This is a genomic window from Thermogemmatispora sp., from assembly GCF_042408735.1.
In the GTDB taxonomy this organism is placed as follows: Bacteria; Chloroflexota; Ktedonobacteria; order Ktedonobacterales; family Ktedonobacteraceae; genus Thermogemmatispora.
The window spans coordinates 53,752-66,748 of sequence record NZ_JBHOQV010000130.1 but is presented as its reverse complement, the minus strand read 5'-3'; the positions used below and the strand labels follow the sequence as shown (position 1 = coordinate 66,748).

Genomic DNA, 12,997 nt, shown 5'->3' with positions numbered 1-12,997 from the left:
CAAGCCTGTCCTCAAGTCAGTTCTCGGAGACGGCGGGCAGGTCATCGGCAGGCGCCGGTAGCTGCTCCGATTCCTCGCCCAGATAGGCTTTGATGACCGCTGGATTGGCCTGGACCTCCGCCGGCCTGCCCTCGGCAATGACGCGGCCAAAGTCCAGCACCAGCACGCGGTCGGCCAGCCCCATGACCAGGGCCATATCGTGCTCGACGAGGATCTGCGTGATGCCAAGCTGCTCCTTGATCTCCAGAATGACTTCAGCGATCTCCTCGGTCTCCTCCAGGCTCATCCCCGCCACCGGCTCGTCCAGGAGCAGCAGGCGCGGCTCCATCGCCAAGGCCCGGGCCAGATCGGCCCGCTTCTGCAGCCCATAGGGGAGGCTCCCCAGAGGCCGGTCGCGCACGTCTTTCAGGTTGAGCAGCTCAAGAATATGGAGACAATAGGCCCGATTCTCCCACTCTTCGCGGCGGGCCGGGCCGACGAACAGGCCGGCCCGCAGCATACCGCTATGCATGCGTGTGTGGCGTCCCAGCAACAGGTACTCAAGGACGGTCATGGTGGGGAACTGACCCATATTTTGAAAGGTACGCGCGATACCAGCTCTGGCTACCTGGTGGGGCTTGAGGCGCAACAGGTCCTGGCCAGCAAAGGTCACGCTCCCCCCCTCGGGCTGGTAGACGCGCGAGAGCACATTAAACAGGGAGGTTTTGCCAGCGCCGTTGGGACCAATGACGGCAAAGAGTTCCCCTGACCAGACCGCAAAGGAGACTTCGCTGAGGGCGCGCACCCCGGCAAAGCGGACCGAGAGCCGCTCGACGCGCAGCAGCGGCTCACTGCCAGCCTGATGGTTGCCACCGGCCAGACCGACGCTCCTCATCTCGTTCATGACTGGCCCCTCCTCTCCGCTGCTCGCTCTCTTCGCTGGCGCAGGCGGCCCAGAGCAAGCTGCCGCTCCCCTTCGCGCAGCCCAAGATAAAACTGACGAATGTTCTCTTCCTGCAGAAGGCGCGCCGCGGGGGCAGCCAGGGCTACGCGCCCGGTCTCCAGCACATAGCCGTAGTGGGCAACCGAGAGAGCCATCTGGGCATTCTGCTCGACCAGCAAGACCGCCGTACCTTCGGCATTGATCTCGCTAATGATGCTGCGGATCCGCTGCACCATGAAGGGGGCCAGACCAAGGGAAGGTTCGTCCAGAAGGAGCAGGCGCGGCGAGGCCATCAAGGCACGCCCGATGGCCAGCATCTGCTGTTCGCCGCCCGAGAGGTAGCCGGCGCGACTGCTGCGCCGCTCGGCCAGGACGGGGAAGAGGCTCATGACACGATCGTAGGCACGGCGTACGGCGGCGGGATTGCGCACCGTGATGGCGCCGGCATGGAGGTTTTCGTCGACGGTCAGGTCCTCAAAGAGGCGGCGCCCCTCGAGCACCTGGGCAATACCTAGCTGCACGATGCGCGTGGGAGAGAGACGGTCGATGCGCTCGCCGGCAAAGCTGATCTGCCCCCCAACCAGCGCGCCACGGTGCAGCGGGAGCAGACCCGAGACGGCGCGTAGCAAGGTGGTCTTGCCGGCTCCGTTCGTTCCCAGCAGGGCGACAACCACCTTGTCAGGGACCTCAAGCGAGACACCCCGCAAGGCGGGGATGACGTTCTGATAGGTGACGGCAACGTCCTGCAGCACTAGCATAGGCGCTTCCTTCCTCCGTCGGCAGCGATGCTGACTCTCTCTGGCCCGCTTCCCTGCTGCGGCCCTCTCGCGCACGCTCGCAGGCTGAGGCGGTTCCTTCTCCCTCTCGCCCAGCCACATGGCCCATTCGGGCTAGCTGGCCTGACGTTCGCTCATCCGCCTGCCTCGCCACAGGCCCGCCTCCTCGCTGCTGCCACCGACCCTGGCGGCCACTGGCGTTTCGTGCAAGCCTATTGTAAACAGGCAGCGCAATGGTATACAATGTCTCTATCTACAAATTGGCGGATGGCTATTTGTTGGCTTCCACAATGGCGAGGGCGCCACTATGCAAGAGCATTGTCCAGATCCCTGGACCGCCGTGACGCATGCCCTGAAGAGCGCGGCCCTCTACCCGGAGCAGCGCGACGAAGCGATCGCGCGCGCCCTCCAGGAGCTGCTGAGCCGCGCGCCCGCCGTGGCCACAGCTCTGATCTGGCCCTGCCCCCAGCGCAGGGGACCGTGGAAGGTCTACTACGCCGGTATCCGGCGCAACGCCATGCATCGCTGGCTCTCGGCCCGTCTCGATCCCTCCCCCGAGGTCGTGGCCGGCGTACTCGAACGTGACCTGCGCGCCAGCCTCAGCGATATGCCCCCGGCCCTCCTCGTAAAGCTGGCTTCCTCCGAGAGCAATCGGCGCGCTTTCTGGATTCTCTGGCCCACGCTCGGGGCGAGCGGCTCCCTTCCCCTTCCTCTCAACGAGGGGCTGCTGCGCGTTCGCCAGAGCCTGGAGGCCCTGCTCGAGGTGGAAGAGAAGGAGGAGCATTATTTCTCGCCCAGCTCGCCCGTTCATGACCGCGCTCTGATCGAGGCTCTGGCGCACGGCGACGCGCAGGCTCTGGCCGCTGTCTTGAGCCTGGCCCGCGTCGTGACGCGCGCCGATTTCACTTTCTGGGGCCGCGCCTATAACGATGTGGTGGAGATCGCCAGCCACCTGGGGGCGCGTCATAGCAATTTCGGCTTCGCCCTGGGCCTGGGACGCGGCATCGGGGGCCGCGTCGCCGCCTACGGCACCCCGATGGGGCGCGGCGATTATCGCAACTCCCCCTACCGCGATCCCAGCGTCTGCGACATCGTTGATCGCGAACAGGTGCGCTCTGGCATGGCTTTGCCCGTGCGCTCGCAAACGGTTCACGACGGGAGCGCCCACGTGGCCGCCGTCCTCTATACGACGCGGCGTACCGTCGCCCCCTTCTCCCTGGCCGAATTCCTCCTTGGCCAACGCCTCACCCGCCTGCTGGAACCGCTGCCGCCCGGCGAGCGTCCTACCCTGATCCACTGGCCCGGCCTGACACGGACCCCCGACGCCAAAACCGCCTGGTATGAGCTGCTGCTGCACGCCAGCCGCGTGGAAGCCGTCGAGAACTGGGCCAGTCAACTGATCAAGGGGCCGGTGATTGTGACGGATGGCAGCGGCAAGCCCTATGTGCTGGCGCGCAGCGAGGAGCTGGAGCAGCTACGGGCTGAGCGCGCGCGCCAGCCGGAGAAGGTGCAGGTGGTCCCGCTGGCGCTCTCCGGTCTGGAGCGCCCTGGTTCGGTCTACCTTTGCCCCGCGGTTCCACTTCCGCCGCCGCAGTGGCCGGATTTCCTCTACGATCTGGTGGTGGCCTGCAACCTGGTGATCACGCGCCTGGAGCAGGTGCAGGACCAGCTCGACCGCCGCCGCGAGCAATGGCTTCGCTCTCTGTTGAAGGGCCAGGGACTGCACTATGTGGAGCAAGACGGCTATCGGCTCGGTCTGCCGGTGGAGCGCGGTCAGTTCTGGGTGCTGGCCTGGCCGGCAGAGAGCCTGCAGGCCATGAAGTCGGCCCGCAAGCGCATGATCGCTGAGAGCGTGGTCCTCGAGTGCCTGAAGAGTCCCCTGATCTTTGTCGATGACGACACGGCCATCGTCTTGCTGGAAGGCCAGGCTCCGCAACCGCCTTCGAAGGTGCGCGATGCCCTGCTGCAACACTGCGGCGTTCAGCCGCTCTGGATCGTCTACGGCGGGCGCTACCACTCGCTGGAAGACCTCAAGATGGGCCTGACACATACCATCGCGCTGGCGCAGAAGGCGCGCCGCGAGGGCTATGGCGAGTATTTGCTCGACGTCTATACGTTCGGCCTGGATAGCCTGCTGGAGAATCCACGCCTGACAAAGGATCTGGAGGCTTTCGCCGCCAAACTGCTCAAGCCCCTGCTTGACTACGATCGCGCCACCGGCTCGCACCTGACCGAAACCTTCGTCCTGGCCCAAACGCTCGGCTCGGCTCAGGCAGTGGCCGAGCGCCTGGGGGTCCACGTCAATACGATCCGCTACCGCCTGCATCGGGCCCAGGACCTGCTGGGCAACGATGAGCAGACGCCCAAAGAACAGACGGCGATGGCGCTGGCAGCTTTTATCTGGCAGCGCACTCACGCCGAAGAGGGCGCCAGCGCCGCCGGGCACTAACGCCTGTCTCGCCGAGGCCCGAGGCTACGAGGAGGCCGCCCGCTCACGCTCGTTTCCCTTTCTTCCAAGCGGAACCGCCTGAACCCAGCTCGATCCGGCGGGCGGCCTCCTGTGCTCTGCCACAAAGAAGCGGCAGTAAATTTGTCGATCAGAACATTGCCCTTCCCCGTTGTTCTCCTCATACAATAGCTCTGTACCCGGACCAGGCGTCCTGATCAGTCTCGCCTGTCTGCTCGCCGGCCGTTGCCGGGCTGGCCGCCGATCGACTGACCGACAAGCCATCTGCCGTCTGGGAAGTCCCCAGTCCCAGAGCCGCCTTTGGCCGGAGGTCGGCACTGCTCCCAGCCGGGGAGAGGGTCGGTCAGGCCCTGCTCAATAAGCCGGTAGAGAACGCGCTGCCTGTAACCAACGAGGAGGAGAACTTTGGATTTTCGCCTGACAGAAGAACAGAAGATGATCCAGGAGACGGTGCGCGCCTTCGTCAAGAGGGAGCTGATGCCACTGGAAGGCGAGGTCTTGCGCAATGAACGAGAGGGACGCCCCGGTTTAGACCGCGCCAGGCTCCGCGAGCTTCAGCTGAAGGCCCGAGAACTGGGCTTCTGGGGCATCAATACGCCCGAGGAGTATGGCGGGGCTAATCTTGGCCCGATCATGACGGCGGTCATCACCATTGAACTCTACCGCACGTTTGTGCCTTTCACTTTCGGCGGCTCCGCCGATAACATTCTCTACAGCTGCAACGAGGAGCAAAAGAAGCGCTACCTGATCCCCACCATCAACGGCGAACGGCGCTCCTGCTTCGCTCTGACTGAGCCGGGGGCGGGTTCCGACGTCTCTAATCTCAAGATGCGGGCCGTCAAGGATGGCCATGAGTGGGTCCTCAACGGCGAAAAGATCTTTATCACCAACGGCAACGAGGCCGACTTCGCTATGGTCTTCGCCCTCACCGACCCCGAAAAGGGTGTACGCGAGGGCCTGACCTGCTTCCTGGTGGACCGCGAGATGGGCTGGCGCTCCAGCTATATTCCAACGATGGGTTCGTGGGGACCGGCGGCCCTCTATTTTGAGAACGTGCGCGTCCCCGAGGAGAACGTTCTCGGCGAGGTGAACCGGGGCTACCAGCTTGCAATGAAATGGATCGGCGCCGGTCGCTGGCACATCGCCGCTCGCGCGGTTGGCGCCGCCGAGCGCCTGCTGGAGATGGCTATCGACTACGCCCGCACACGCGTGACCTTCGGCAAGCCCATCGCTGAGCGCCAGGCCATCCAGTGGATGATCGCCGACTCCTACGTGGAGATCGAGGCCGCCCGCTGGCTGACCCTCTTCGCCGCCTGGCAGGCAGAGCAACAAATGGATAACCGCCAGGCCGCTTCGGTAGCCAAGCTCTACGGCGCCAATATGGCCAATCGCGTCGTAGACCGCGTCCTGCAGATTCATGGCGGCATGGGTTATACCAAGGAGCTACCGGTCGAACGCTGGTATCGCGAGATGCGCGTCTGGCGCATCTTCGAGGGGACCGACGAGATCCAGCGCTTTATCATCGCTCGCAACCTGCTGCGTGGCCACGTTAAAGTCGGTGAGACCCTCTAAACCGGCCCGTGGGCCGAGTCCGAGAGGCGAGCGTTCACCGCAATCAGACAGGCCATAGCCACGTCCCTCCCTCTGGCTGACTGGCCGAATGACCTGTCTGACGGCCACCACCACCAGGATGGGGAGGGTCAGTCAGGCCCAGCTTTTGTCGGCAAGGACGGCCAGGTCACGCCCAGGGATGGGTTGGCAAGAGGTCACCAGTCAGTTGTAAGAACGGAAGAGAGAAGGAGCTGGCTATGTCCGGATCCGAAGAGCAGCCCGGCGCAGACGGGTCTGAAGTGGCACGCCTGCTGGCCCAGCTGCAAGCCGAGTACGAGGCGGCAGAGCGCGGCCTGCATGGTCTGGCCCTGGGAGTGAGTCGCCACCGCTTTATCACGCGGCGCATGGAGCGTATGGGCGAGATCCACGCCCAGTTGCGGGCCCTGGTTGGCGAGCAGGCCATGACCTTGATTGCTCGCTACCTCGATAGCCCTTAGTATCGCCTGGCACTGGCAGAAAAAAGCTCTTTCCCCTCTCCATCCACATGCTCAGCCCGCACGAGCCAGCGGTTGGTCTCGCCCGCTCGCAGCGCCCCAGATCAGGGACGAGGCGACGGGCGGGACCAACTGGCCGTGGTGCTTCTTGTTGCTGAGCACAAATTTCTTTCCATCAATTTGTCCTTCTAAACATTGTCTGCCTGCCACTCTTTCTCTACAATGGCTCTGCATATGTGACCTTCTCTCCATGCTACTTGAGCGTAGTCAATAGGAGTGAAGGAGCGTATTCTTGCGTTTCTTTCTTTTGCTTGTAAGGGAGGCTGTTAGGACATCAGAGAGGCAATCTTGGCTTTGCCTTGTAAAAATAGCTGATTTCCCAGACGTAGAAGCAATAGGAGTGCAGTATGTCAGCTCAGACGAGCAAGGTCGTCTTCCCAGGCCAGAAGAAATCGCGCATCGCGGCGGCGATCGTAGCCCGGCAGGACCGCATTCCGGTCTGGGCTCTCCCTCGAATGGTGCTGCTGGTGATTGGCCTGGGGTTGCTCTTCACGTTCTACGACATCGGCGACATCAACGTCTCCTTCATTCAGACCTGCACCCAAATCGTCGTCGGCTGCCTCCCGCTGACGGCCAGCCAGTACCTGGGCTTCCCCGTCCTTATGAATCTGCTGGGCTACGTTCTGGGGGCCTTGATCTTTAGCCCGCTGGCGGACCGCTACGGGCGCCGCGATATGATGGTCGTGACTATGGCCATCACCGGCCTCGGCTCCCTCTACACGGCCTTCGTGAGCGACTACACGCATTTTGTCCTGGCGCGCACCCTGACCGGCGTGGGCATCGGGGCCGATCTGGCCCTGGTCAATACCTATGTGAACGAGTTGGCACCGCGCGGGGCACGAGCCCGCTATACCGCCCTCATCTTCATTCTGTCCTCGATCGGGGCCTCGCTTGGTGTCTGGCTCGGCTTTTACCTGACAACCCCTCCGGAGCCTTTTCCCTATGGGCTGCCCTTCGCCCTGGCCGGCCCCCAGTTTACCTTCGGCTGGCGCGTTGTCTATGCCATCGGCGCCTCCCTGGCCTTCGTCGGCCTCCTGCTGCGCTTCCAGTTGCCAGAGTCGCCCCGCTGGCTCATTACCAAGGGGCGCGTCTATGAGGCCGAGCGCGTTGTCGAGCGCATGGAGGACTATGCCCGCGAGCACCTGAAGGCTGAGTTACCGCCGCCGGAACCAGAGCTACAAGTCCCCATCTACGATCGTCGCACGGGCTACAAGGAGATTTTTAGCAATACTACCTATTTCAAGCGGACGATCCTGCTCCTGGTTATCTGGCTACTGGCCTATATCACGGTCTACTCGAACATTTCTGGGCTGACCACTCTCCTGGTAGCCCTCCACTATCCGGTCGCCGAGGCCGGCCTGATTACCTCGCTTGGGATCATCGGGAGCATGATCTGTGCTTTCTCCGCCTATCTGCTTGGTGAGTATCTGGAGCGCAAGATCTGGCTAATGATCGCCGCTCTGCTGACCACGCTGGGAGAAGTCACCATCGCGTGCAGCGGCAGCAACTTTGAGCTGGCGGCCCTCGGCTCGATCGTCCTGGCTATGGGCTGCTACATCTGGCTCCCGATGGTCTATTCCTGGTCAACGGAGAATTATCCAACGCGCGCCCGGGCGAGCGGCTTCGCTCTGGTTGACGGCATCGGCCATGTTGGAGGCGGCATCGGCGTCAGCTACGTTACCTCGCTTGTGACCCGCCTGGGACCGGGCGGCACCTTTGTGCTGATCGGCAGCTTCCTCCTGTTGGCGGCGCTGCTGGCCCAGTTCGGTCCCTCTACCCGGCAGAAACGCCTGGATGAGGTATCGCCCTAGGCCGGCCCACCTGACCAATCGGTGGGCCGCTGGCCTGCTGGCTGCGGCCTGCCTCTCCCCTCGCTCAAAGATGAACCTCTGGCGCTCTCTACCAGGGGCTCTCGAGGACGTTAAAGGCTCTGTCCTACTGATGCGCTCTATACGCCGCCTGGCACGATACTCGTCGACCTGTTCATGTTGTCGCAAGCCTGGAAGACCACAGCCCGAGATCCCTCTCTTGACATATCAGTCAGTGACTATGAGACGAGAAGAGAAAAACGAAGTTGTTAGCTGTTCTTCTGGCTCGGATGCCGGAAAAGGAGAGGTAGCGTATGCGGTGTCCACGTTGCGCGTACGAGGGAATGTTTTTTGACGGTCGTTGTCCACGCTGTGGCTACCAGACGGCAATGGCGCCACCGACCACGGGGGCACTGCTGGGATTGCCTCAACCCCAGCAGTATCTGCTGATGCGCGGCGACAGTCTGGCCAAGGGCCGGTATCGCATTCTGGGTCCGGTGCCTCTGCCGGAGACGCAACGTCGCCAGGGGCGGGCCTGGTCGGCGCTTGATCAGGAGCTGGGGCGTCGCCAGGTTCTGATTCGCGAGGTCCTGATGCCGCCGGAGCTGCTCCAGCGCACCAGTGCCAACCAGGTGATTGCCCAGGTGATGGAGCGCCAGCAACAGCTTGGCCAGCACCAGGGCTTTCCCCAGGTGGTGGACGGCTTCAGCGAGCGAGGCAGCTATTTCCTGGTGCTCACTCAGCCAGAAGGGGAGAGCCTGGGAACGCTGCTCAAGCGCCAGGGCGGGGCGCTCCCCGAGGCCCAGGTGGTCCACTACGGCTATCAGCTCTGCAGCTTACTGGCCATTCTGGCCGAGCAGCAGCCGCCGATCGTGCACGGCTCGATCAACCCGGAAACCATCGTGATCAACACGGCCCAGCAGACGGCCTGGCTGATCCACATTCCTCTCTTTCCACCCGATCCGCCCGTCGAGAAAGGGGACAAGGTGGCGGCAGGCTACTACGCCCCGGAGGAGGTGCGCGGCGAGCTTGATCCATCTGCCGACCTCTACAGTCTGGCGGCCACCCTTCACCACGCCGTTACCGGCTACGATCCCAACGAGCGCCTGGTCTTCTTCCATCCGCCGGCGCGCCGCCTCAATCCCGCCGTCAGCCCGCAGATGGAGATGATCCTTGTGCGTCAGCTCAGCCTGTCGCGGGCCCAGCGTTATCCCCATCCGAGCGCCATGCAGCGGGACCTGGAAGCTCTGCTGGAGCGCTACCTGGAAGGGCAAGAAGGCGAGGCGGCGGTCAGCGCCTCATCAGCCGATCCGCTGCACCTGCCGTCAGAGCAGTTCCGCGAGCAGGCCCGCAGCAACATGCTCCTCAATGCCGGCGTTTTTGCCGCCATCGGCGTGCTGCTGCTCCTGGGCGTCCTGCTGGTTCTCCTGCGTCCCTAGCAAGCGAGAGGGCGGCGCGGCGCCAGGTCTCTCCCTGGCCAGGAGTGGCTAAGCCTGGCCGAGTCGGGCCAGGTCTGGCCTGGCCCGAAGTGGGCCGGGCGGGCGCTCTTTTGCGCTCTGCACTCTGGAGAGAGGCGGCGGGAGACAGAAGAAAGCGGGCTGCTGGTCGCGCTCTCTGGAACGTGCTATACTGACTGAGGTACCCACAACGCAAATGGGTTGCAGGAGAGAAGTTCCATGACCAGTAGCCAGTATGATGTAGCTGTGATTGGTGCCGGCCCGGGCGGCTATGTGGCGGCCATTCGGGCAGCTCAGCTTGGTGCCCGCGTTGCTATTGTCGAGAAGCAGTATCTTGGAGGGACCTGTCTCAATGTGGGCTGCATCCCCTCCAAGGCCATGCTGCACGTCGCAGAGAGCCTGCACCGCCTCGCCTCCCTGGACGAGCTGGGGATCACTCTGCCGCAGCCGCCCAGCTTCGACATGCAGCGCGCCGCGGCTTTCAGGGATAAGGTTGTCAAGCGCATGACCAACGGCGTGGGCGCCCTGTTGAAGGGCAACCATGTGACAATCTACGAGGGACTGGGCAGCGTCGAGGCCAATCGCACGGTCACGGTGACGAAGAGCGATGGCAGCCGCGAGCAGTTCAGGGCCGAGAAAGTGATTCTGGCCAATGGCTCGGTCCCCCTGATGCCACCCTTTCCCGGAATCGATGGGCGCAACGTCATCAACAGCGATACGTGCTGGAGCCTGACGGAGGTGCCTGAGAGCCTGGTCTGCGTGGGCGGCGGCGTGGTTGGCGTCGAGCTGGCCTGCATGTTCCAGGCCCTCGGCTCACGCGTGACCATCGTCGAGATGCTGCCCGATATTTTGGCGCCTGTCGATGAGGAGGTGCGTCGCCTGCTCGTGCGCATTCTGAGCCGACGCGGCATCACGATCGCCACCGGGGCCAGGGTCGAGGCGATCGAGGACGACGGCGAGCAAAAGAAGGTCATCGCCCGCGGCGAGCAGGGCGAGCAGGTCTTCCACGGCGTTTATGTGCTGGTGGCCGTCAGCCGCCGGCCCAATACCAGTGGCCTGGAGCAGCTGTTTGAGCAGGGCCTCGATCATGATCGCGGTCGGGTCCGCGTCAACGAGCAGATGGAGACGAACCTGCCAGGCATCTACGCGATCGGGGATCTGGTGCATGGGGCAGGGCTGGCGCACGTGGCCTCGATGGAGGGCGAGGTGGCAGCGGAAAACGCTCTCGGCCACTCCGCTCGCATGGACTATAGCGTGGTGCCCAATCCGATCTATACTTTCCCCGAGGTGGCCTTCGTCGGCCTGACCGAAGCCCAGGCCCGCGAGCAGTACGGCCAGGAGGTGCGCGTGGAGCGCTTCCCCTGGAGCGCCATCGGCAAGGCGGTGGCCATTGGCGAGACCGACGGCTTCACCAAGGTCATTCTGGGCAAGTACAACGAGATTCTCGGCGCCCATATCATCGGTCCCGACGCAACCAATCTGATCAGCGAGTACTCGGTAGCGATGCGCGGCGAACTGACCGGCGACGAAATCATTGAGACCATCCATCCCCATCCGACCCTCAGCGAGGGACTACGCGAGGCCATCCTGGCAGCAGAGGGGCGCCCGCTCCACATCCCGCCCAAGGCGCCCAGGGCTGCCGCCCATAGCCGTTAGCCAGGCTCTTAGCCTCTCTCGCTCATCCCCAACCCCATCGATGGCCTGCCGACTTCGGTCCGGCAGGCTGCTTTTTCTTCCGGTCCTCTCTTGCTGGCCAGAGATTCCCCCAACCTCAAAGCAGGCCCCCAGCAAGCGTAACAGCAATTGCCAGATATGACGATAGGTGAGACCGGTAAGCAAGGCACTTTGTCCAAAATTTTCGGGGAGCCTGTCCTTTAAAGCCTTTTCAAAAAGAGCGCCCGCTGCCTCAGACGGCGCATACACTTGCAGCAGAGGCAGCGAGCTGCACATATAGACTATCTCGCTCAGCAATCAAGTGGCTTCTACTTGTTGATGTTGATGGTATCCGCTGCCTCTATCTCTCGTTTCACTTGCTTAAGCGCGGCCAGAGAGACTGGAGGATGCACCGTGAAGCCTTTTCGTTTTGAGCAGCCAGCGCGCTCCGGTCCAGTGACCGGCAGCGGCAGCAACAGCCACACCAGTGGCAGCCCCAGTGGCAGCCCCAGCGGCAGCGGTCTGCAGCCACTTGGCACACTGCCGACGACCCGCCCGCTCGGCCAGTTCGGCGGCAGCGCCTCGAGGCGCCGGTCCTGGCTGCCAACCATCGTTGTCGGCCTGGCCCTGGTGGCCTCGCTGGTGGTCCTGCTGGTCAGCGGGGCCCTCAACTTGCTTCCCTTCGCTCGCAGCAGCACGACCTCTCCACAATCAACGGGGGCCGGGGCGGCCAGCGCGGTTGTCGGTCATGTCTTCTTCTTGAGCAGTGGTCAAGTCAACGTGAGTACCAGTCAAGGTATCGCCGATCAGGTGCAGGTCGATCTGAGCAAGGTTCCGCCCCCAGCGCCCGGCAAAGCTTACTATGCCTGGCTACGGAGCGATGACAGCGTTGAGAGTCAGTCTATCCTTCTGGGTAAGCTGACCCTGAGCAACGGCACCGCCCACCTCCTTTACAAGGGCGACCAGCAGCATACCAATCTGTTGGCCATTGCCAGCCGCTTTCTGGTGACCGAGGAAGACGCGGCCTTCACACCAACGGTCCCCTCCCTCGACCGCAGCACCTGGCGCTACCAGGCGGCGATTCCCGACATCCCCGATCCCCAGGACAGCGAGCATCACTATAGCCTCCTGGACCACCTTCGCCATCTATTAGCGCTTGATCCCACCCTGCAAAAGCTGGGGCTACCCGGCGGCCTCGATATCTGGCTTTTCCGAAACGGGCAGAAGATTCTCGAATGGGCTGGAGCTGCCCGCGATGACTGGAACCATGGCAGCACCGATCTGATGCACCGCCAGTTCATCCGTATCCTTGACTATCTCGATGGCATCGAGTTTCTGGGCAACGATGTGCCTGCCGGCTCGCCGGTATTGGTGGATCCCCACATTGGGCGGGTGGGCCTGCTACAGTTCGACGCCAACCAGCAGCCGCCAGGCTACCTTCACCACATCGGCATCCACCTGGAAGGAGTAGTACAATCGCCCGGCTCGACACGCGAGCAAGCCGAGCTGGCCCAGCAGATCAACGAGGCGCTCAACAAGGTTCAGGCCCTCTACCAGCAGATTCGCCAGGAGGCCATCCAGCTCGTTCACATGAGCGGCAACCAGCTCCGCCAGCCCGCCGCCCTGGCCCTGCTGGATACGTTGGTCAAACAGGCCCAGGATGCCTTCGTGGGCCAATTCGATCCGCAGACCGGCGAGCTGCAGGACGGCGTCACCCAGATCCACTACGCTATCGAGCGTCTGGCGACCCTTAACGTAACCCCTCTCAACAACAGCTCAAGCCCAGCAAGCCACTAAGCGCCCATGTGG

The 12,997-nt window shown here is 63.3% G+C and carries 9 protein-coding genes; 7 read left to right on the top strand and 2 right to left on the bottom strand.

All coding sequences use genetic code 11. The features are described 5' to 3' along the window. Positions 1-16: 16 nt before the first annotated feature. Together ACFMO7_RS13200 and ACFMO7_RS13195 are read right to left on the bottom strand one after the other, a co-directional pair. A complete protein-coding gene (locus tag ACFMO7_RS13200; RefSeq protein ID WP_376795949.1) occupies positions 17-883 on the bottom strand; it encodes an ABC transporter ATP-binding protein in 867 nt (288 codons plus the stop codon). Continuing rightward, the gene (locus ACFMO7_RS13195; protein ID WP_376795948.1) at positions 880-1,680 is read right to left on the bottom strand and encodes an ABC transporter ATP-binding protein; all 801 of its coding nucleotides are present in this window, start codon (positions 1,678-1,680) and stop codon (positions 880-882) included. The genes ACFMO7_RS13200 and ACFMO7_RS13195 overlap by 4 nt, the downstream gene beginning before the upstream one ends. Before the next feature lie 325 nt (positions 1,681-2,005). Between ACFMO7_RS13195 and ACFMO7_RS13190 the strand changes: the two genes are divergently transcribed. From ACFMO7_RS13190 to ACFMO7_RS13160, 7 genes are all read left to right on the top strand, one after another. Beyond that, positions 2,006-4,147, top strand: a complete 2,142-nt coding sequence (locus ACFMO7_RS13190) for a helix-turn-helix domain-containing protein (RefSeq protein WP_376795947.1) — start codon at positions 2,006-2,008, stop codon at positions 4,145-4,147. A 423-nt stretch (positions 4,148-4,570) separates the two neighbouring features. Next, on the top strand, positions 4,571-5,737 hold the full coding sequence (locus tag ACFMO7_RS13185; RefSeq protein WP_376795946.1) for an acyl-CoA dehydrogenase family protein: 1,167 nt from the start codon (positions 4,571-4,573) through the stop codon (positions 5,735-5,737). A 236-nt stretch (positions 5,738-5,973) separates the two neighbouring features. Next, entirely contained in the window at positions 5,974-6,213 is a 240-nt protein-coding gene (locus tag ACFMO7_RS13180; protein WP_376795945.1) for a hypothetical protein, read from the top strand. A gap of 404 nt (positions 6,214-6,617) precedes the next feature. Beyond that, positions 6,618-8,081, top strand: a complete 1,464-nt coding sequence (locus ACFMO7_RS13175) for an MFS transporter (RefSeq protein ID WP_376795944.1) — start codon at positions 6,618-6,620, stop codon at positions 8,079-8,081. Positions 8,082-8,392: 311 nt separating this feature from the next. Beyond that, complete coding sequence (locus ACFMO7_RS13170) at positions 8,393-9,517, top strand: serine/threonine protein kinase (protein ID WP_376795943.1); 1,125 nt, start codon at positions 8,393-8,395, stop codon at positions 9,515-9,517. Between the two features lie 237 nt (positions 9,518-9,754). Further along, positions 9,755-11,191, top strand: coding sequence for a dihydrolipoyl dehydrogenase (gene lpdA / locus ACFMO7_RS13165; protein WP_376795942.1), 1,437 nt, complete (start codon positions 9,755-9,757; stop codon positions 11,189-11,191). A gap of 411 nt (positions 11,192-11,602) precedes the next feature. After that, positions 11,603-12,985 (top strand): hypothetical protein, encoded by a 1,383-nt coding sequence (locus ACFMO7_RS13160; RefSeq protein ID WP_376795941.1) that lies wholly within the window; start codon positions 11,603-11,605, stop codon positions 12,983-12,985. Positions 12,986-12,997: the final 12 nt, after the last annotated feature.